The organism is Streptomyces sp. Ac-502, from assembly GCF_045222935.1.
Classification (GTDB): domain Bacteria; phylum Actinomycetota; class Actinomycetes; order Streptomycetales; family Streptomycetaceae; genus Streptomyces; species Streptomyces monomycini.
This window is the reverse complement of sequence record NZ_JBHFFO010000006.1, coordinates 18711-36825: the sequence shown is the minus strand read 5'-3', so window position 1 is coordinate 36825 and position 18115 is coordinate 18711. Positions and strand designations below refer to the sequence as shown.

Genomic DNA, 18115 nt, shown 5'->3' with positions numbered 1-18115 from the left:
GAACGGCGGCTTGCCTGGAGCATCTGCGAGCAGGAGAGCACCCGCTTGTCGATGCGTAGGCGTGCGGGCAGCGTCCCGGCTGCCGGAGAACCCTCGGTGAAACCGTGTCCGCCGCCTGTGAGGGTCGTTGAAGCTGACACCACGTGGCTGTGAAGACCAGGCGCGGGCGTGGAGCCGGCTGCGGAACCGGAGATGCGGTGGTGACCGCCTGGGTGTGTTCGGCACCTGGTTCTGGCGGTATTTGATCGTACTGGTGGGTCGTGTGCGGGGTTTTCCGCCGTGGCCAGATACACCCTGGAAATAACGCACGGTAGCGGTGGCGGTCCGGCCTGTCACCGGCGTAGCGTCCTGTCGCGTCACGAAACCCCCGGGCGGCGGCCAAACCAGCCCCGGGGGCCTCGTTCATCATTCTGTGAAGATCAAGGAGCTCTGGATCCGTGCACCCTGACCCTTGTGCGCACCGGCCCGGTACGAGCCGGCCCGACAGGCGTGAAGCTAGCATGCCGCAGCCCGGCTGCCGCGAAACGTATGCCTGGGAAGTCACCGTTACCACGACGGCCCTCGTCGGCACGCTGGTCGCGTTCCTGATGCTGACCGGCGCGGCACCGACGTCACTGCCCCTGCTGTGGGCCCTTACCGCTGCGGCGGCGGACCAAGGCGGTATTCGCCTGCGCTACCTGCGCATTCGCGTGCTCTGACGCCGCCTGCCGTTCGCCACCGGTGCCGGGCCCGCCTGCGGGCCCGGCACGCCACCGGTCGTCTCGTGTGACCGGTGGCGGCACCCATCCGTGATCTTCACGGGGAGAAATACGGCCCCGTGGCGCGCGAAGTGCCCGCCCGGATGCGGAAAATCCCCGCCTCACGCCCCCGGAAAGGGGTACCCATGACGTCAACCGGTCGCCGCACCTGCGCCTGCTGCCACAAGCCCCTCACCTACGGCGGCCGCGGCCGCCCCCCGCAGTACTGCTCCCGTTCCTGCCAGCGCCGGCGCCGCCCGCCCGCACAGGCCGTACAGACCGGCCCGCGGCGCGTGGAAGCCCTCGAAGCCGTCCACCGTGCCGCCGGCAGCCTGCTCGATGCCGAATACGGCGGCCACCCGGACCTGGTCCGCAGCCTCGAAGTCCTGCTGACCGTGCGCCAGCACCTGGAGTTGCTCGACTCGCTGACGGTGCAGCAGCTGCGCGCCGACGGCACCCGGTGGGAGACGGTCGCCGAAGCCGCCGGCATCAGCGAGTCCACCGCCCGCCGCAAGTGGGGACGGGCCGCCGCCCGCCCCAAGAACACCTCGGCCCCACCACCGGCTCCCGCAGCCCGCGCCACCATGACGGCCACCGCGGCCCTGCCGCACCAGCGCGGCGCCCCCATCTCCCCGCCGGGCCCTCCGCCCAGCGCGGCCGACGACAACGGGCCCCCGCACCCCGCTCCGGGCCTGACCAGCCTTCAGCAGTTCGCCAGCGCCCTGTCCCATCTGCAGCGCAGCAGCGGCAAGGTCGTCCGCGACATCGCCACGGACGCCGGTGTCTCCGCCTCCTACGTCTCCCGCGTCATCTCCGGGGAACGCCTGCCTTCCTGGAGCGTGGCCCGCCGCATCATCGTGGCCTGCGACGGCGACCCCACCGCCGTACGCACCCTGTGGTGTGCCGCCCGCGGCATCGCCCCCTCGGCCAAGGTCACCTCCGAGGACGCCGTCGGGGCCCTGCACGCGGCCCTGCGCGGCCTGTACCTGTCCGCCGGCCGGCCCGACCCCTACCTCGTGCACACCCAGTGCCACGGCGCGCTGAGCGAAGAGCAGATCACGGACGTCTTCGATGGCCGGTACCTGCCGGACTGGCCCGTCCTCGGCCGCCTCGTCCTCGCCCTGGAGGGCCGGCCCGACGCCCTTCACCCCCTGTGGAACGCCGCCCACCCCTCACCGCCTTCGCCCGCGCCCGCCGGAGGCAACCGCCTCGCGGGCCTGCCCGCCAGCGCTTTCGGATAACCACCCACCCCACCCCACCGCTCGCTCGTCACCCGGGGGAGACGACATGCACCCCACACCGATCCGCCTGCCCAATCGACCACCCGTCAGCATCCGCCTGCCGCTGGACTTCACCGCCTTCTGCCAGCTGCGCCATACCCCCTACCGACGGCACGCCCTGCTGCGCCTGGGCGAGACAGCCGCAGCCGACCGCGCCGTCGAACACGCCCTGGGCACCCTGGCCACCGACTGGCGCCGCATCCTCAGCAGCCGCTGCCCGGCCCGCCGCGCCTGGCAGATCCTGACCGCCAGCATCGAACACCAGATTCGGCACCAGACCAGCGCTCCGCCGACCGCCGCCCGCGCCCTCTACACCCTGCTGCCCGCCCGCCAGGCCGACGCCATGCTCCTGCACCTCCAGCACGTACCCCCGCACCAAGCCGCAGACCTGACCGGACTCGATACAACCATGCACGCCTACCACCTGTGCACCGCCCAGCACACCCTCGACGCACGCCTTGCCCCAGCCCCGTAAACCGGCCCGGAAATAGCACGGCGCGGCACGAGGCCAGGGCAAGACCGCCCAGTCGGCCCGGCCGACGCATACCCCCACGGCGTGACCACCGAGTTCGTCACCGCCCGCGGACCGCGGCACCTGGCGCTGCGCGTGTACGAACGCGGCGTCGGCGAGACCCGCGCCTGCGCCGCCGCCCACCGGCGCCGCCGAATACCGCGTCGACCTGCCCGGCGGGCACCTCGTCATCTCTGCCGCGGCCGACGGCACCATGGCCTTGACCAGCCCGGCCGTCATCACCGCCCAGGGCACCCTCCGCCTTTCCGGCGCTGAGCACGTCCAGCGCACGGTGAGGCACCCTCAGAATGCGACAGTCCCCGCAGTCAACTCAGTCACTTAGAGACCAGCGGCCACGGAAATGACAGCGTGGCGTGTGCGTGGCCGCGGCCGGTCTGCCGCCCGGTGCCGGCTCAGCGCACCGCGGAAACCGGCGCCCGCCGATGCTTGGGAACGCTGCACCTGTGCCGGTTGCAAACGGCACCATCGACCCTGATCACACGGCAGAACGCAGCATGCACTGCACAACGGTCGTCGCCCGGGGCGGGGGCATTGCGGCAAATCCGCGCAGCATCCGGGCCTGCCCACGTACAACGCCCGAGGTCTGACGCGTGCTCCGGCGTATGCAGTTCACACGGTGCGCCCTCGAGCTCGACCGGGTTGACGCACCACTTCACCGGCATGGTCTCGATGCTCAGAATGGTGTCCAGGGGTTCCATGCAGAGCGGATGTGAGAACCGGTCGAGTCGGTCGGCCAACTGGTGTCCGCCCTCGTCGCGTGCCAGCTCGGCCAGCGCACGCAAGAGGCGCGGGGATGCCCTGATGTGCCAGTCGGAGTAGTCGTCACCGTTGACATATCCAGGAGTGGGGAGCAATCGAGCAGCGGATTCGAGGATTGCCGTGACAGTGTCGGTGATGTCGGTCATCGCTTCTCGCCCTTGCGAAATGAACGGAGGGAAGTGGCGTGACGGGCCCGGGAGCATGCCGTCGCGCCGTTACGTGGCAGTTGCCCGGGCCGAGGGGGCGTCCTGCGCCACACCCCGCTCCCGCCACACCCGGCTCGTGAGGGGCTCACCGGCACCTCGCCGTAGGCAAAGTCCGCACGTGCGCCTTGATATGGGCCGCGTCACGGACGATGTCGAACCGGCGGAGCTCGGCCGGCCCGCAGTCGATGACATCCGGCGCATCGTGCACCAGGCAGTGCTGGGCGATCCAGCGGTCGGCGTCCACTGCATCGCCTTGCCCGAGAGAGCCGTACGCTTCGACGTAGCCGGCGTCCCCGAGCCGAAAGGCGTGGAAGCCGAGCATCTGCCCGTACTCGATTGGATTCCGGCAGCGAGTGCCCTTCTTCGTGCGTGCGACGCACTGCAGGTCATGGGCATCCCCGCAGGGGCTGATCCACAGGCGACCGCGCAGCACGACGAGTGGCCTCCCGTCCATCACACCGCTCCGCCGGCTTCGCGACGTGCGCCGGTGTACGCAGGCGGACAGCCGAAACACTCCTTCACCTCCGCCGGCACCGCAACGTCTGTGGCCTCCTCATCGAGACGGTGATGTCCTACCGCCGTGTCGGCGGTGAACCGCTGCGGGATCCCGACCCACTCTTCGTACCCGGGAGGCTGCGCATGCCGCAGAGTGCCGGCCGTTCTTCGCTGACATCGGGGTTTGCCTGGTTTCGTCCTGCCCAAGGAGCGCTCCTCACCGAGATAGGCACCGCACCGGCCTCGTTGCGACATGGGCTTCAACGCACTCTGCGCGCGAACGACGCGGAAACCTGCCCCGATTCCCGCGTTCGGCCCACCAGGGGCGGCACCTGGTCAGGTATGACTCCCGGCGAGCGGGCCTTTCGGGGACGAGTGGCTGTATCGGCCGTGGCCTTGTCCGAGCAGCAGGCCGGGCCCACACACGGTCTCCAGCGCACTCGGAACGGCGGCGCTGATACCGGTACTCACCGGCTCGGACTGACGTCCGTCGGGCCGTCCTGCCCGGTTTCCGCCTGCGGGGCAGCGGCCTCGGCTCGGCGTAGCTCCCTGATGTACTCCATGGCGCCGGGCGTGTGGTGGATGTAGGCCAGGCCCCGCGGGAAGGGGGAGTTGACGCCGTCGTCCGGCTCCAGGGTGAGCACGATGTACAGGTGGGGCGGCACTCTGGCCGGGTCCTGCAGCCGGTGCAGCACTTTCTGCGCTTCCTCCTCATCGAGGAGCGGGCCGGTCTTGGTCCAGGTGGTGCTGCGGGTCATCCCCTCGGTGGTGGCCTCGGTCCAGTAGACGTAGCGCTGGGTGAGCTGGGCGTGTACGGCGGCGAAGCGGCTGCGGTACTCGTCCTCGGTGAGACCGCGGTAGGCCAGGTCATCCGCGAACCGGGCGAGGTTCACGCGGCCGGTTCGGGCATATCCGCGGTGCAGGTCTCCGGCCAGCGTCTGAAAGCGGCGTGTGGGGATCATCAGTGCCCTTTCCAGGGAGCTGCCCCGGCAGTTGCAGCGGTGGCACAGGGCGTCGCGCACCAGGTCGGTTGGGTGCGCATGGTCGATGTCGTTTGTGATGCCCCCGCAGATCGGGCAGGTGGGGTGGGCCAGGAGGTACGCCTTCTTGGCTGCGCTGGACATGGTGCTGTAGTGCAGTTTCATCTGCGTTCCTCCGGCTCGGCGAATCGCTCCCCGGTGCGGCAGTCAGCCGGCGCGGCGGCCGCCGGTTGCCTTCTTCTTCGCCGCGGTCTTCTTCGCCGGTGCCTTGGCGGCGGTCTTCTTGCCGCCGGCCTCCTTCGGCGTGCGGGCACTCTTGCGGGGAGAGGAGCGCTTGGTGGTTCCGGTGACCTTGTCCTCGATGGCCCGCAGCGGCGTCACCGAGGCGTCCGTACCGTCGGCGTCTTCGCCGCGGGCGCTCCTGGCAGCGCGGACGCTGTCCTCCAGGGCGGCCATCAGGTCCAGAACCTGTCCGCGGGGCTGGGGAGCCTTGCCGGGGGCTTCGACTTCGCGGTTCTCCAGCTTGGCCGCCACGATCTCCTCGACCTGCTCGCGGTAGTGGTCGCGCAGGTCCTCCTCGTCCAGCGGGCCGTAGCTGGCCATCAGCTCTTCAGCCGCGGCGAGCTCGTCCTCGCTGATGTCGACCGGCCGGTCGGGGACCACGCCGGCGGGGGTGCGGACCTGGTCGGGCCAGCGCAGCGCGTGCAGCACCAGCACATCCCCCATGGGCCGTACCAGCGCGAGGGTTTCCTTGCTGCGCAGGGCGATCTTGCCGATGGCGACCGAGCCGTGGTCGTCCATGGCGTCGCGCAGCAGGACGTACGGCTTGTTGGCGGCCGGGCCGTTGGGGGCGACGTAGTAGCCGCGCTCGACCTGCAGCGGGTCGATGTCACCAGCTGGCACGAAGGCGAGGATCGTGAGGGTTTTGGCGGTCGGCAGCGGCAGCTGGGCCAGGTCGTCGTCGGTGAGCGGGACGACACGCTCACCGGTCACATAGCCGCGGCCGATCTCCTCAGTCGGCACCTCGGCCTCATCCTCAAGGGAGCACACAGGCTGGTTGCGTACGCGCCCGCCGTCGGCCTTGTGCACGCGCACGAAAGAGACGGCCGGTCCGCTGTCGGTGGCGGCGTGCAGGGAGATCGGCACGGTGACCAACCCGAAGCTCAAAGCTCCCTGCCAGAGCGAGTGCGGCATCTGACCTGCCCTTTCCCGGGGCTTTCAGCGTAAAACGGGCCTCGCGTAGGGGCACTTCAACCAGCTCCCGGCTCCCGCCCGCCGCTGACCTTCAAAAGAGGGCCTGTACGCACTTCGTACGCGCTTCGTACGGCAAAAGGCCGCAATCTGTACGGTTAGTGGGGTAGAGTGTGGGCCAGGAGGTGTTCCATGTCCGAGTTGTTTGATGCGGTCGACGCGCTGGTCGCGTCCCGTGCGCCGCTGCCGCCGGCGGAGGAGCGCAAGCGGCTGCGCACCGCGCACGGCCTGACGCTGGACGAAGTCGCCGCCGCGCTGAAGGTGCGCCGCGCCACGGTGTCCGGCTGGGAGTCGGCGAAGAAGCCGACCGAGCCGCGCGGCCTGGAGCGCGAGGCGTACGCGCGGCTGCTCAAGCAGCTCGCGGAGCTCTACCCCGCACCCGCAAGACCGGAAGAGCCGGCGGCCCCCGTACCCGACACGTTCACCGGCGCCTCCGACCCGGCAGGCGAAATGCCAGAGGTCCCGGACGCTCTGATCGACGACGCGGTCGAAGCCCTTCACCCCACCAGGGCCACGTCGACGTCGCGCCGTTCTGGGACGCAGAAGGCGGCCCCGCCGGAAGCGCGGACTCTGTCCACAGAGGAGGCGTCCGAGGCTGCGGCCATGACTGCAACCGAGAACACCCAGATCCCTGCTCCGGCCGCAGCGACCCGCCCGGCGCGCACCACCAGGCCGACGTCGACATCCCGCCGCCCGGATGCGAAGAAGGCGGCCCCGGCCGGAACCCCGGCGGGCGGCACCGACCCGCGGTTCGAGAACGGGCCGCTGGCGGTCGTCGACGTTGAGGACGGCAAGGTGGTGGCGTACTGCACCGGCGGTCTGGTCCTGGACGTGCCCGCCAAGTCGCTGCCGTCCCTGGTGGACTGGACGCTCAAGGAGGCCAAGCTCGGCCAGCCGAAGCTCTCCGGCCCCGGCAAGGACGCCGACCCGCTGCTCGTGCTCACCGAGGCCGCGCTGGAGCGCTACGGCCTCCCGGCCACGCTCACGGAGGAGGAGCGGATCGCCGGGCGCATCCCGGAGGGCCACAAGGTCATCAAGCAGCTGACCCGCGCGCAGTGGCAGCTGACCAAGCGCGGGTTCGGGCCGTGGGCGCGGATCTACCGCCCCGCCACCGGTTCCGAGCGGACCTGCGTACAGCTGTGCATCCCGTCCTGGAACGCGCTGGACACCCGGCACTGGGGCGCGGCCGGGCAGCTGGCGCCGGCGGACCTCGCCCGGCTCCTGGGCGTGTACGCCTCGAGGGTGATGACGCCGCGCGGATCGACGGCCGTGACCGGCCTGGAGCTGATGACCGCGCTGCACCCGCCGACCCGGGCCTCCAAGGCGGATGCCGACGGCAAACGGCGCTCCGAGCACAATCCCGGCTCGCTGGGGAAGGACCCGGTCGACTGCGCACCGTGCGAGGCACCGGACGGGCACCCGCTCCTGGCGGATCTGCCCCGGTTCCACGTGCGCGGCCCGGCGGAGAAGCTGTTCGAGGAGGCATACGACTGGGCGCGGCCGATGACCGACGCCGAATGCCTGCGCCGCAACCTCGTGGGCCTGGACGTCAACATGGCCTTCGCCGCCGGCGCCAACGGCCTGATTGTCGGTCTCGGCGCGCCCACCCACGTCAAGAACCCGGCCTTCGATGCGAAGCTGCCCGGTTCGTGGCTGGTCGACCTCTCCCACGTCGACCTGTCCCGCGTGAAGGTCGCCAAGGACCGGTGGGCGCAGCTGGACGCCGATCTGCTGCCCAGCCCGTTCACGCCGACGGGCGAGCGCCCCGAGGGCCCGGCCTGGTACGCCACGCCGACCGTCGCCTACGCGGTGGAGCTCGGCTACGACGTCGCGCCGGCCGAGGCGTACGTACGGTATGAAAGCGGCCGCTACCTGGACGGCTGGTACACCCGGCTGCGCGACGCCTACCTCGCCACCATGGCCGACCTCGGCGTTGATGCGGACCTGCCGCCGGCCGACTTCCTGGCTGCGATGGACGGCTACCGCAGCCGCGACCCGCAGCTGGCGATCGTCGTTTCCGCGATCAAGGCGACGGTCAAGGGCGGTCTCGGCAAGCTGCGCGAGCGCCCGCGCGGCGAGAGCTGGAAGCCGGGCGAGCCGTGGCGCGCCCTGGCCCGGCCGACCTGGCGCCCCGACATCCGCGCGGCCGTCATCTCCCGCACCCGCATCAACTTCCACCGCAAGATCGTCAAGCACGCGGCGTTCACCGGCCAGTACCCGGTCGCGATCCTGTCCGACTGCGTCGTCTACGCAGTCGACGGCGAGAGCCCGTTGGACTTCCTGCCCTACCGGGACGGCAAGCCGCTGCCGGGCGGGTTCAATCTCGGTGTGAACCCGGGGCTGGTCAAGCACGAGGGCACCCAGAGTGTGCTGTGGGGTGAGGGCGTGCGGGAGCAGTTCGACGCTCCGGCGCTCAACCTCGCGCGGTACATCAAGGACGGCACCGTCACCAGCGTCGACAGCGGGGAGTAGATAGGCGATGAGCAGGTTCGGGGACGGCCTGGAGCAGGCGGTGCAGAAGGCGTTCACCCGCCCGGCGCCGAAGTCGGCTGGCGCGCAGATGCGGTACCTGGTCAAGCAACTCAAGGGCACCAAGGCGGTCGCTCAGATGCTGCGGATCTCCCAGCGCACCGTCGAACGGTACGTGAAGGACCAGATCAAGAAGCCCCGCCCCGACCTCGCCGCGCGCCTGGAGCGCGAGACGAAGGCCCGGTGGCAGCCGCAGATCCGGGCCAAGGCCCGGCAGAAGGCGGCGACGACCGACGGCATCGTCATCGACGTCCACGCCCGCCTCGGATATGCCGGGGCGCCGATCGGCACGACGGACGAGGACCGTATCCGGCACCTGACCGTCGCCCTACCGCCCGAGCACGCCGCCCGCCTCTTCGACGCCCAGCAGCAGGGCGCCGGCGACGACCGGCTGCGCGAGCTGACCGCCGAAGCCCTCAAGGAGGTCTACTTCCAAGACGGCGGCAGCCGCGCCGGCTCCCTGCAGGAGGTACAGATCAACGACGTGATCCACCTGGACTTCGAGCTGTAGAAGCCGCGCCTTGAGCAGCGAGCGGGCCCGGACCTGTGGAGCGCTTCAGTTGGCGGGTTAGCCTTCGATCTGGCGAGTTGAGCAGAACGGCACCCACCGCAGGCGGGGGCCGTTCTGCCCGGAAACTTCCGGCGTGTGTCAGTAGGTGGCACTACTGTTCGCTCATGTTCATGCGCAGCCGCAAGCGGCGTGATCCGCAGACGGCGGATCCACGAGGTTCGGTAGACAAGTCCCTCTCCGAGGGCGTCCCGGACTACATGGAGATCCCCCTGCGCCAGTGGGTGATGGCTCACCTCGAAGATGACGAAGCCAACGCACAGAGGATCGCCCTGCACCTGAAGCTGCGTGTCGACACCGGTCCCCGGATGTACTCGCCAGCGAAGTTCCTGGCAGCTGGTACCACCAAGGAGCAGCTGCTCGACGTCGTCAACGCGATGCTGCACTTGAGCACGCTGCCGACTACACAGACGTATTATCCCAACCCGGCCACATGGAGCGGCCGCCGACACTACCTCGGGACACATGGGAGCAGCGCCCGTGAGCAGGCCATCGCGCAGCTGGAGGACATGCTGACGCTCGCGGGGTCCGCGTACCGTGTCAACGATGCTCGCACTGGGCTGGAGCTCCGGGTCGACGCAACGGCGCAGCAGGCTGTCGCCAGCACTCTGGCAGCTGCTCGCACCCCGCAAAGCGGATCCGCTGCCGACCACCTGGCAACCGCTTGGAAGTGCGTGTACGGACGGGATCCCGACCCTTCCAAGGCGTACAGCGAAGCGATCAAGGCCGTGGAGTCGGCCTCCCAGTCCCTCATCGAACCGAACAACGCCAAGGCGACGCTCGGAACGATGCTGGGCGTGATTCGGAACTCGCCGCAGCGGTTCTCCACGGCGATCCCAGCAGGCGGAGGCGGGGACGACATTACGCTGGTGGCCGACATGATGCGGCGCCTGTGGCAGGGCCAGACCGCCCGTCACGGATCGCAGAACCCGACGAGGCTGGAGAACCAGCGCGAAGCCGAGATGGCCGTGCACCTGGCTGCCACCCTCGTGCAGTGGTTCACCGCCGGCCTGGTCCAGCGAACACAGTAAGCAGGGCAGCCCGGGCCCCAGCGCCTCCTGGACGGGTGAGGGCTGCTCCAGGTACTCGGTGAGCATGGCGTCGTACGAAACGCCGTCCACGGGCCGCACGCGGTCCAGGGCGCGCCCCCAGACCCGGTATTCGCGTGTCCCCGAGGCCGTTGCGGTACGCCGGAAGCCCAGCCTCGTACTTATAGCCGTCGCGGGCCTGTCGGCGGAACCACAGGTGCGCGACGACCTCCTGGTAACTGGGCAGCAGCTGCACCGGGACCAGCTCGGGGGTGGGGGACGTCGTCATGCCCTCCACCGCATGGACGGCCGCCCGGGTCATCGGCTCAGCGCGCGGGGCCGGGCAGGACGCCGCGGATGACGAGCTGCCGTCCATAGGGGGTGGGCATGTCCTGCATCTGAACGCCGGTGCGCAGCGGCTTCACCGAGAAGCAGAAGCCCTTGATGGGGCCGTGGCAGATGAGCCCGACCGGCGTGGGGATGCCGATGCCGTCGGGGGAGAGGGTGAAGCCGAGCCCGGCGTAGAAGTCCGTCAGCTCCGGCTCGTGCGTGACGTACAGAATGGCCGCGCCGAACTTCCCCTCCTCATGGGCACCGGCCGCGCGCTCCGCGTCGGCGACCAGGGCGCGGGCAATGCCCTTGCCGCGCCATGCTTCGACCACCGCAAGGGAGTCCAGTGCGGCGACCAGCCCGGCGATGATGTGTGCATTGGGCGACCCCATGAGCATGGGGTGGGTGAGTGCCCACGCCGCTGGCAGCGCCATCGTGCCGCCGACCAGCTCACCGGATTCGGTCTCCTGCACCGCGCGCACACGGGTGTACTTGTCGGCGTCCAGGCTCTGGCGGATCGCGCTAGGAAGCTGCCTCCAGGAGCCATCGGGGTTGTCCGGGTCGGCCAGCCGCATCACGGGCTCCAGCGCTGCCGCGTCGGACGGCGTCGCGTCCCGGATGATCACGCCGTCCGGCAGGGCCGGGGCGGTCACAGGGATGATCTCGCCCGGTTGCACTGCGGCCCTGGATGTTGGGGCGGCATACATGCGCTCGCCCATCACGTTCTCCGAGTACAGACGCTCCGCCTCGCGGCGCGCCGGGTTCCCTGACCGCCGGGCGCCCTTGCGTATCCCGTTTCGCTTCCCCACGTGTTCCTCCCCTTGTCACCCCACCCCTCCCCCACCCGAACACCCTCCTAACGCCGGGCGCCAGAAAGTGGCCTCGCCTGCGTGGCCGTCAGAATCTTGTCCACAGGCGAACCATGGGTTCCTGGAGGTATGAGCGATCACGAGCAGCAGCAGCCGGCCCCGCGGCGCGGCAAGGTCCTGGACGCCCTCGCGCGGGCGGAGCGGAAGGTCTTCACCCGGCCCGCACCGAAATCGGAAAAGGCTCAGGTGAAATTCCTTCTCACGCGGGCGAAGGGGTCGACCAAGGCTCTGGCGGAGCGCCTGGGCGTCTCGCGCCGGACGGTGGAGCGCTACCGGGCGGGGACGCTGACCACACCCCACAAGCGCCTCCAGGCCGCACTGGTGGAGGAGACCGAATCAGCGTGGCAACCGCAGGTCAGAGCACAGGCCCGCGAGCAGGCAGCCACCTCCGGCGGCATGATGGTGGACGTGACGGCGCACTTCGGATTCACCTGCAGGGGCAGCTCGGACGACGGCCGCGAGCGCACCATCACCACGGCGATCTCCCCCACCTACGCCGCTCAGATCCTCCAGCTCCAGGAGGCCGGTGCGACGGAGGAGGACCTGCATCCGATCGTCGCGAAGGCCATCACCGAGTCCTATTTCACGGAATGGGGCACCCGCGCCGCTGGCCTGCGGGCAGATTTCACGGACGTGAAATTAATAGAATTCCGGTTCTGGCACGGCCGAAACCAGATCCTGCTATAAACCGTATTCAGCGGGCCGCCGTCCAGCACTCTGGCGGTGGCCCGCTCCCGAATCCGCACCACGAATACGAGGCCGAAGATGACCACGCCCTGGCCGCCCCGGCGCACCGCACGGAGTCCGTACGCTCCGCACGTCGCCGCGCCCCGCGAGCCGGTCGACCCCGCCCGCATCGGCCGCCGTGTCGTACGGCGCCGGGCGAAGGGCATGGACGCCGGCGCCGTCGCGGCGGCCCTCGAGGACGCCCTGTTCGACGCCCGGCAGGACTCGCGGCACGAGGACCTGGCCGACGACGTCCGCGGCCGCACGGAGCTGGCGGAGTGGGAACGCATCGACCAGCTGCTCGCCGCCGCCGTCCCGGGCACGGTCTACGACCCGGACACCGACGAGGTCGTCCAGGCCGAGCTCGCCGCCGCGGCCGCCGACGCCCGGGAAGCCGAGATGCGCGAAGCAGCCCGGATCGCGGCCCGCGCCGACGAGCTCCAGGCGCTGCGCAGGCTCGGCACTCTGGAGCAGGCCCAGCCCGCGACGGGGACGAAGCCGTACGCGAGGAGCTCACCCGGCGAGCCGGCGGGTACGTCCAGGCCGATGTCGACGCCTGGCTCGCCCGCGCCTTGGCCGCGCACCTCGGGCACTACCGCGACTCGGCCGCCCGCGAAGCCGCCGCCGGCCTTCTGCCTCAGCCGGTCCTCGCCCACGCCGCGCTGCTCGCCGAACTCGCCCGCCTGGTTCCCGGCATCGACGCCGACCAGCTGGTGTGCGCGGCCCGGATCGCCACCACCGACCCCGAAGCCACCGGCGCCCTGGCCGCGGTCCTCGCCCGCGCCCGGTCGTAGCGCAGCATTTGCACGGCCCGCTCCGACGCCTCCGGTCACGCTCCGCTGTCCCCTGTCCCCCAGTACCTGGGGGACAGACCTGTGAGGACCTGGGGGACTGGGGCCTGCAATGCCTGGAATGACCGTGATGTCTGGGGGACTGGGGGACTGGGGGACTGTTTGCCCAGGCAGACATGTTGCTGAGGGGTGGCTAGTGAGCTGGGAGGCAGCTGGGGGGCACCCATACCTGCGATCACTAGGAGTGACTGTCACGCTGTCACGCCTGGGTGTCACGCGCCCTTGATCCGGCTGTCACGCTGGGGTGTCACGCTCTCCGTTCGGCCCGGAATCACGGGCCCGAACCCCGGCTTCGGGCCTCGCGCCGATCAACGTGACACCCCTCCTGAACCGACTACAGCCCGCAGCGGCATGCCGATTCGGGTGACGGTGGCGAATCCTTTGAGGGAGGGCGGGCGGGTGCGGAAGAATCCCCGGGGTGACCACCGACAGCGCCACCGCCGCGCTCTACGCCCAGGCCCTGCGGAGCACCGCCGCCGACCCGACCCGCTGCACCGTGCCGTGGGGCGTGTGCCCTGAGCACGGCGGCACCCTCAAGTCCCGCGCGCGAAGCACCGAGGGCTTCGACTCCTGGTGCACGGACTTCACGTGCTTCAACGTCTGGCCGTACGACCGGCTGGATGCGGCCTGCACCGAGCCGGCCACCCACACTGTCCAGGCCGACAACGGCGACCGCTACGTAGTCTGCGACGGCCATGCCCTGACCGCACGCACCCAGATCACCAACGGCCAGGTCCTCCCCGGCCTGCCCGCCTGAGATCCCGGCGGGAGCGATGGCGCAGCATCCCTACCAGGTCGTGGCACGGTGCACCGACGCGTCCCACCCGGGCGCCACCACCCTGATCTACACCACCCACGCCACCTCGGTCGAAGAAGCCGCGGCGAAGGTCCACGCGCTACGCCTGTCCAAGATGACTTCGGGGCTCTCCGCATCACGCAGGTGACGGAGCGCGACCCGGAGTGCACCTGTGCCACCCCCGGCCCCGGAAGGCAGTGCGCCGGCGAGCCCTGGTGCCTCAAGGCGGAAGGCGCCGCGGCCGCCAGCCCCGGACCTGGGTGAGCGGAGCGGCCCCACAGCCGCCGCGCGGCCGATACCGTGGTGACACACGCCCGTTCGCGCCCTGGAGGCCCCGATGAGCGACCAGCCAGCCCCCGCCGACACCTCCCGGCAGCAACTGGAACCCGCCGCCGCCGCCGCGGTCCGCGCGTACGCGGCCAAGACCCGCGCCGATGCCGACCGGTTCGCCGCCGTGCTGGAGGACATCGCCACTAACGGCCTGCCCTCGGTGGAGAACTGCACCCCGTGGGAGGAGCTGCGCGAGGCCCACCTCGCCCGCCTCGCTCGCCAGCGCCCGGCCGTCGCCTGATGGCCCCACAGCACGGCCCACGCCGCGCCCGGATCGCGTTCTCCGACTCTGCCGCCAAGCAGCTGGAGAACATCACCAGCGAGACGGAGATCCACGCCCTGGACCGCGCCCTGGTCGTCATCTCCGTCGACCCCGACATCGGCGAACCGATCCCCGGCGACACCGTCGGCCCTCAGCTGCGCGAGTACGCCGACGAAGTCGAGCGCGTACGTCTCTTGTACTGGGTCACGGCGCTTCGCACCGTGGTCGTCGTCGCATACCTCGAGGTCTGACCGCGAAGGAGCCGGCTGTGTCGTCGATCGTCCAGCAGCTCTCCGGCCGCCGCGAGCTCGGAGGGCTCCGCACCGTGGTGGAGTGCCCGTTCAAGGCCACTGTGCTCCGCATAGGCCCGGCACAAGACGCCGGGACGGGCGCGGCCTGGCTCGCGTTCCTGTGCCCGGTGCCCACAGCGGACCTGGGCGGGTGGCCCGGCGCTGAGGACCACCCGGATACCGGCGCGATGCCGTGCGGCACCGTGCTCGACTACCGCTCGCCCGAGGGACGGGGCTCCAGTCGCACGCCGACCTGTGGCTGACACCGCTGACCGGCGTCGACCCGGTGGCGTACGGCGGCGCGTGGTCTGACGTCCTGGACCAGGCCGACCGCGTGCTGCTCGCGCGGGCCGAAGCGGCTGAGGCCGCCGACGAGGACAGTCCGCTGCAGAACATGCTGGCGGTCATGGGCGTGGCACGGCGATCCGCAGCCGAAGGTGATCTCGGGGTGACGGCGACCGCCCTCGGGTACTGCGAGACCCTCGCCCAGAGCCTCTGACCTCACTCGACACCCGCCTTGCACCCTTGCACCGGCCATCGCTCCGGGGGCCGTGGCCAGTGGAGCGCGTGGACGGCCTTGCACCCCATTGGTAGGTAGTACAGGTAGTACCTACCTGCGGGTTAGAGATCTCTCCCCCTGAGAGCGAAGCTCGCCGCGCGGGCGCACGCCACCGCCGCCACCTGTACCGCGATGCCCGTTCCCGCCCGGCGCACATGATCCTTCTCGGCCCTGTGTGGCCGTCTGCGGCGTTCTGCCGCCCTCCGGGCCCCCGAAAACTGCGATCAAGGTCCTCGCAGGCGCTCACAGCGGCGTACAGCGCCTTTGCCGCTCGTGCGGCGTCGTCGACTGGAGGGGCCACCACGGCAGACCGCGCACGGCCACCTCCCGCCGTTCCCGGCCCGAGCTCGCCTCTCAGGGGAAGGGATCTACAACCCGCACGTAGGTACTACCTGTACTACCTACCAATGGGGTGCAAGACGCCTCAGCGCAGTATTCGCACGAGCCAGCGTTTACGCGGTCACGCCTGCTGTGCCGCCCCGGCCTGCGGGTGCAGCAGCCATTGCTGCACCGGCTGCTGCACCTGGTGGTGAAGGGTGCAAGGCCACCTGCTGCTGCTCGCTGCCCGGCCGGCGGAGCAGCATCGCCCGCCCAAGCAGCACATGGGTGCTGCTCGGGTAGCAGGCTGGCTCCGTCGTGCAGCAGCTGCTCGCTGCCCGAGAAGGTGCCGCTTGCAGCCGGCGTCTGCTGCTCCGGCAACGGCAGGAGCCTCGGGCTGCTGCATAACAGTGCAGATCTGCGATGTTCCACGCGAGATGTATGCACGGCTGCTGCATGCGGCGCCCCGAGCGGGCCGCCGCGTTTGTTCTGCTGCTCCAGAACAAGCCGGTTCACCTGGTGCTACCACACCTCGCTGCTCGCAGAGCAGCACGACACCTCCGGAGCGCGTCGCGTTGTTCTGCTCCTCCAGAACAGCCCGGTTTACCTAGTGCTACCGGCAGGTGCACGAAGAAGGCGCTGCACCAGGGGTGCAGCGCCGTGGGGGCCAGGATCTCGGTGGGCGGGCTGGCGGACGTTCAGCCGGCAGCGGCGAGGTTGGCCAGCTGCGCGGCGAACCGGGCCCGTCGTTGCTCGGTGAAGCTCTCAGGGTCTGCGGCCTTGATCTCGGGCACGGCCATGGGGGAGGAGACCGCGCCGCCGGCCAGCAGGGGTGGAGCTGGTACAAGCCGTCTTCCAGGGCCCAGGCGAGTCCGCACTCGCGCAGCTCCTTGAAGCCGCGGTTCACGGTCGGCTTGCTCGCGCCCAGTTCGCGTGCCATCTCGTTCTGGCTGATCGAGGCAGTGCCGGTCTCCGGGTCGCTGAGGTACAGCAACTGGTCCAGGACGCGGCGGCCGGCGGTGGAGACGTCGACCAGGGCCAGGAGGCGCAGGACGTCACGGGAGATCGTGACGGGGGCCTCTGTGGGAGGGCTGGGGACGTAAGAGCTGCTCACGGAGCCTCACCACTTCCGATCAGGTCGAGACGCTGTAAAGAGGATATGCCGCGCGAGCGCGAGGTCATGCGCTCGCCTTGCGTACGGGCCGCCGCTGCCGCAGCGTGACGACCTTCTCCTTGCGGCGGGCGGCCTCGGCAGCCTTCTTCTCCGCCTCCCGCGCCCGGCGCCACTCGATGGGGTAGTCGGGGTGCGGGATGATGCAGGCTGGGCCCTTGGCGTCGTTCCAGAGCTTCTGCCACTTCTCCTGCTCGCCGGAGGTGCCGGCCACCGTGAGCCACGGGTTCAGCTGGAGGATGCCGCGCTTGGCGGTGCGCATCCAGCCGATGTGCGCGAAGAACTGGCTGGCCTCGTTCACGGAGGCCGCCGAGAGGTTGCACCGGGCCTGGAGGGCGCGCTGGTTGGTCTTCACGAAGCCGCGGGGGGCCGCGCGCTCCTTGTCGTCGGCCCGGTTGGCACTCTGCAGCGCCATGAGCTGGCACCACACCTGGAACCAGCTCCCGGGCATCTTCAGGCTGCCGAGCACGTTCAGCAGCAGCCGGGCATCCAGCACGTAGCCGCTGACCTCCGCGCTCGCGGCGAACTCGCGGCCCTGGATCTTCTCCACGCCCAGGATCAAGCCGCCCTTGCCGTCCGACCGCGCGACCACGCGCTCGCCGGGGCGGACGATCGGCAGCTGTTCCATCAGCACAGTCCTCCAGAGATGATCAATGTTTCGGGAAGCACGGTAGCACTAGGTAAACCGGCTTGTTCTGGAGGGGCAGAACAAACGGTGGCTCACAGTCACCTGACGGTACGTCAGGTACGGGGGTGTTTGTTCTGGGTTTCCAGAACGCTCGGGACGTGTTTGTTCTGGAAACCCAGAACAAACGCTTTCACATCGCCGCAGGTCAGGGCCCGTTTCGGCACGGAACGCTCTTATGTGTCACTAGAGCTCAACCACCACGCGAACCTCGCTCGACACGCCACGCTGAGTACGGGGCAAACGGCTGGCAGCGGCGGGCGTGTCGTCGTCGGCAACCACCGGATCGTGGGCGCCGGCCAATGTGGTTGAGCTCGCTTCGCGTGCGGCACCATGCCCAAGTGCGGGTCGTGGACAGCAACAGCGGCTCTGCGTCTCGGGTGGTACCGACCGTGACGCTCAAAAGCACGGAGGCGTGGCCGGTGCCGGTGGGCGGTTCCGCCGCCCGGCCCAGGGGGCCGTTTGGCTTCGGGATCTCCGTATGCCGGAACTCCGTCTTTCCGATATCCGGGGTACTGTTCTGGGGCTGGGGTTCGAAGCGTCCCAATTCGTAATTCCTCGCC

Annotated in this window: 20 protein-coding genes; 13 read left to right on the top strand and 7 right to left on the bottom strand. The window is 70.2% G+C overall.

The window, feature by feature from the left end; all coding sequences use genetic code 11:
• Nucleotides 1-500 precede the first annotated feature (500 nt).
• From ACEXOX_RS46110 to ACEXOX_RS46100, 3 genes are all read left to right on the top strand, one after another.
• The gene (locus ACEXOX_RS46110; RefSeq protein ID WP_406527013.1) at nucleotides 501-698 is read left to right on the top strand and encodes a hypothetical protein; all 198 of its coding nucleotides are present in this window, start codon (nucleotides 501-503) and stop codon (nucleotides 696-698) included.
• Between the two features lie 185 nt (nucleotides 699-883).
• Nucleotides 884-1978 (top strand): helix-turn-helix domain-containing protein, encoded by a 1095-nt coding sequence (locus ACEXOX_RS46105; protein WP_406527014.1) that lies wholly within the window; start codon nucleotides 884-886, stop codon nucleotides 1976-1978.
• Between the two features lie 46 nt (nucleotides 1979-2024).
• Nucleotides 2025-2492 (top strand): hypothetical protein, encoded by a 468-nt coding sequence (locus ACEXOX_RS46100; RefSeq protein WP_406527015.1) that lies wholly within the window; start codon nucleotides 2025-2027, stop codon nucleotides 2490-2492.
• A gap of 449 nt (nucleotides 2493-2941) precedes the next feature.
• On the opposite strand, the gene ACEXOX_RS46095 is transcribed toward ACEXOX_RS46100, so the two are convergent.
• The 4 genes from ACEXOX_RS46095 to ACEXOX_RS46080 form a co-directional block, all read right to left on the bottom strand.
• Nucleotides 2942-3454, bottom strand: a complete 513-nt coding sequence (locus tag ACEXOX_RS46095; protein WP_406527016.1) for a hypothetical protein — start codon at nucleotides 3452-3454, stop codon at nucleotides 2942-2944.
• A 145-nt stretch (nucleotides 3455-3599) separates the two neighbouring features.
• Entirely contained in the window at nucleotides 3600-3947 is a 348-nt protein-coding gene (locus ACEXOX_RS46090; RefSeq protein ID WP_406527017.1) for a hypothetical protein, read from the bottom strand.
• A gap of 529 nt (nucleotides 3948-4476) precedes the next feature.
• Complete coding sequence (locus ACEXOX_RS46085) at nucleotides 4477-5154, bottom strand: hypothetical protein (RefSeq protein ID WP_406527018.1); 678 nt, start codon at nucleotides 5152-5154, stop codon at nucleotides 4477-4479.
• A 42-nt stretch (nucleotides 5155-5196) separates the two neighbouring features.
• Nucleotides 5197-6183 carry a Ku protein gene (locus ACEXOX_RS46080; protein ID WP_406527019.1) on the bottom strand — a complete coding sequence of 329 codons (987 nt, stop codon included), beginning with the start codon at nucleotides 6181-6183 and terminating at the stop codon, nucleotides 5197-5199.
• A 189-nt stretch (nucleotides 6184-6372) separates the two neighbouring features.
• On the opposite strand from ACEXOX_RS46080, the gene tap reads away from it, so the two are divergent.
• The 3 genes from tap to ACEXOX_RS46065 all read left to right on the top strand — a co-directional run bounded on the left by tap (nucleotide 6373) and on the right by ACEXOX_RS46065 (nucleotide 10368).
• The gene (gene tap / locus ACEXOX_RS46075; protein ID WP_406527029.1) at nucleotides 6373-8712 is read left to right on the top strand and encodes a telomere-associated protein Tap; all 2340 of its coding nucleotides are present in this window, start codon (nucleotides 6373-6375) and stop codon (nucleotides 8710-8712) included.
• Nucleotides 8713-8719: 7 nt separating this feature from the next.
• Nucleotides 8720-9280 (top strand): telomere-protecting terminal protein Tpg, encoded by a 561-nt coding sequence (tpg, locus tag ACEXOX_RS46070; RefSeq protein ID WP_406527030.1) that lies wholly within the window; start codon nucleotides 8720-8722, stop codon nucleotides 9278-9280.
• A gap of 164 nt (nucleotides 9281-9444) precedes the next feature.
• The gene (locus ACEXOX_RS46065; RefSeq protein WP_406527031.1) at nucleotides 9445-10368 is read left to right on the top strand and encodes a hypothetical protein; all 924 of its coding nucleotides are present in this window, start codon (nucleotides 9445-9447) and stop codon (nucleotides 10366-10368) included.
• A 323-nt stretch (nucleotides 10369-10691) separates the two neighbouring features.
• On the opposite strand, the gene ACEXOX_RS46060 is transcribed toward ACEXOX_RS46065, so the two are convergent.
• Nucleotides 10692-11504: a GNAT family N-acetyltransferase gene (locus ACEXOX_RS46060; RefSeq protein WP_406527033.1), complete on the bottom strand. Its 813-nt coding sequence runs from the start codon at nucleotides 11502-11504 to the stop codon at nucleotides 10692-10694.
• Between the two features lie 129 nt (nucleotides 11505-11633).
• Between ACEXOX_RS46060 and tpg (ACEXOX_RS46055) the strand changes: the two genes are divergently transcribed.
• The 7 genes from tpg (ACEXOX_RS46055) to ACEXOX_RS46025 all read left to right on the top strand — a co-directional run bounded on the left by tpg (ACEXOX_RS46055) (nucleotide 11634) and on the right by ACEXOX_RS46025 (nucleotide 15318).
• Complete coding sequence (gene tpg, locus ACEXOX_RS46055) at nucleotides 11634-12251, top strand: telomere-protecting terminal protein Tpg (RefSeq protein ID WP_406527034.1); 618 nt, start codon at nucleotides 11634-11636, stop codon at nucleotides 12249-12251.
• Nucleotides 12252-12329: 78 nt separating this feature from the next.
• Complete coding sequence (locus ACEXOX_RS46050) at nucleotides 12330-13169, top strand: hypothetical protein (protein ID WP_406527035.1); 840 nt, start codon at nucleotides 12330-12332, stop codon at nucleotides 13167-13169.
• Nucleotides 13170-13559: 390 nt separating this feature from the next.
• Nucleotides 13560-13898, top strand: a complete 339-nt coding sequence (locus ACEXOX_RS46045) for a hypothetical protein (protein WP_406527036.1) — start codon at nucleotides 13560-13562, stop codon at nucleotides 13896-13898.
• 16 nt (nucleotides 13899-13914) lie between these two features.
• The gene (locus ACEXOX_RS46040; RefSeq protein WP_406527037.1) at nucleotides 13915-14085 is read left to right on the top strand and encodes a hypothetical protein; all 171 of its coding nucleotides are present in this window, start codon (nucleotides 13915-13917) and stop codon (nucleotides 14083-14085) included.
• Nucleotides 14086-14274: 189 nt separating this feature from the next.
• Entirely contained in the window at nucleotides 14275-14508 is a 234-nt protein-coding gene (locus tag ACEXOX_RS46035) for a hypothetical protein (RefSeq protein WP_406527038.1), read from the top strand.
• A complete protein-coding gene (locus ACEXOX_RS46030) occupies nucleotides 14508-14780 on the top strand; it encodes a hypothetical protein (protein ID WP_406527039.1) in 273 nt (90 codons plus the stop codon). The genes ACEXOX_RS46035 and ACEXOX_RS46030 overlap by 1 nt, the downstream gene beginning before the upstream one ends.
• A gap of 232 nt (nucleotides 14781-15012) precedes the next feature.
• On the top strand, nucleotides 15013-15318 hold the full coding sequence (locus tag ACEXOX_RS46025) for a hypothetical protein (protein WP_406527040.1): 306 nt from the start codon (nucleotides 15013-15015) through the stop codon (nucleotides 15316-15318).
• Nucleotides 15319-16309: 991 nt separating this feature from the next.
• Here the strand turns inward: ACEXOX_RS46025 and ACEXOX_RS46020 are convergent.
• Together ACEXOX_RS46020 and ACEXOX_RS46015 are read right to left on the bottom strand one after the other, a co-directional pair.
• A complete protein-coding gene (locus ACEXOX_RS46020) occupies nucleotides 16310-16810 on the bottom strand; it encodes a helix-turn-helix domain-containing protein (protein WP_406527041.1) in 501 nt (166 codons plus the stop codon).
• 64 nt (nucleotides 16811-16874) lie between these two features.
• Complete coding sequence (locus ACEXOX_RS46015) at nucleotides 16875-17495, bottom strand: hypothetical protein (RefSeq protein ID WP_406527042.1); 621 nt, start codon at nucleotides 17493-17495, stop codon at nucleotides 16875-16877.
• Between the last annotated feature and the right edge of the window lie 620 nt (nucleotides 17496-18115).

What these genes read in the sequence shown, in the direction of transcription:
- ACEXOX_RS46105 (WP_406527014.1), top strand. Translation starts at nt 884, where the DNA reads ATGACGTCAACCGGTCGCCGCACCTGCGCCTGCTGCCACAAGCCCCTC.
- ACEXOX_RS46050 (WP_406527035.1), top strand. Translation starts at nt 12,330, where the DNA reads ATGACCACGCCCTGGCCGCCCCGGCGCACCGCACGGAGTCCGTACGCT.
- tap (WP_406527029.1), top strand. Translation starts at nt 6,373, where the DNA reads ATGTCCGAGTTGTTTGATGCGGTCGACGCGCTGGTCGCGTCCCGTGCG.
- tpg (WP_406527030.1), top strand. Translation starts at nt 8,720, where the DNA reads ATGAGCAGGTTCGGGGACGGCCTGGAGCAGGCGGTGCAGAAGGCGTTC.
- ACEXOX_RS46035 (WP_406527038.1), top strand. Translation starts at nt 14,275, where the DNA reads ATGAGCGACCAGCCAGCCCCCGCCGACACCTCCCGGCAGCAACTGGAA.
- ACEXOX_RS46110 (WP_406527013.1), top strand. Translation starts at nt 501, where the DNA reads ATGCCGCAGCCCGGCTGCCGCGAAACGTATGCCTGGGAAGTCACCGTT.
- ACEXOX_RS46065 (WP_406527031.1), top strand. Translation starts at nt 9,445, where the DNA reads ATGTTCATGCGCAGCCGCAAGCGGCGTGATCCGCAGACGGCGGATCCA.
- ACEXOX_RS46100 (WP_406527015.1), top strand. Translation starts at nt 2,025, where the DNA reads ATGCACCCCACACCGATCCGCCTGCCCAATCGACCACCCGTCAGCATC.
- ACEXOX_RS46030 (WP_406527039.1), top strand. Translation starts at nt 14,508, where the DNA reads ATGGCCCCACAGCACGGCCCACGCCGCGCCCGGATCGCGTTCTCCGAC.
- ACEXOX_RS46080 (WP_406527019.1), bottom strand. Translation starts at nt 6,183, where the DNA reads ATGCCGCACTCGCTCTGGCAGGGAGCTTTGAGCTTCGGGTTGGTCACC.
- ACEXOX_RS46095 (WP_406527016.1), bottom strand. Translation starts at nt 3,454, where the DNA reads ATGACCGACATCACCGACACTGTCACGGCAATCCTCGAATCCGCTGCT.
- ACEXOX_RS46085 (WP_406527018.1), bottom strand. Translation starts at nt 5,154, where the DNA reads ATGAAACTGCACTACAGCACCATGTCCAGCGCAGCCAAGAAGGCGTAC.
- ACEXOX_RS46015 (WP_406527042.1), bottom strand. Translation starts at nt 17,495, where the DNA reads ATGGAACAGCTGCCGATCGTCCGCCCCGGCGAGCGCGTGGTCGCGCGG.
- tpg (WP_406527034.1), top strand. Translation starts at nt 11,634, where the DNA reads ATGAGCGATCACGAGCAGCAGCAGCCGGCCCCGCGGCGCGGCAAGGTC.
- ACEXOX_RS46040 (WP_406527037.1), top strand. Translation starts at nt 13,915, where the DNA reads ATGGCGCAGCATCCCTACCAGGTCGTGGCACGGTGCACCGACGCGTCC.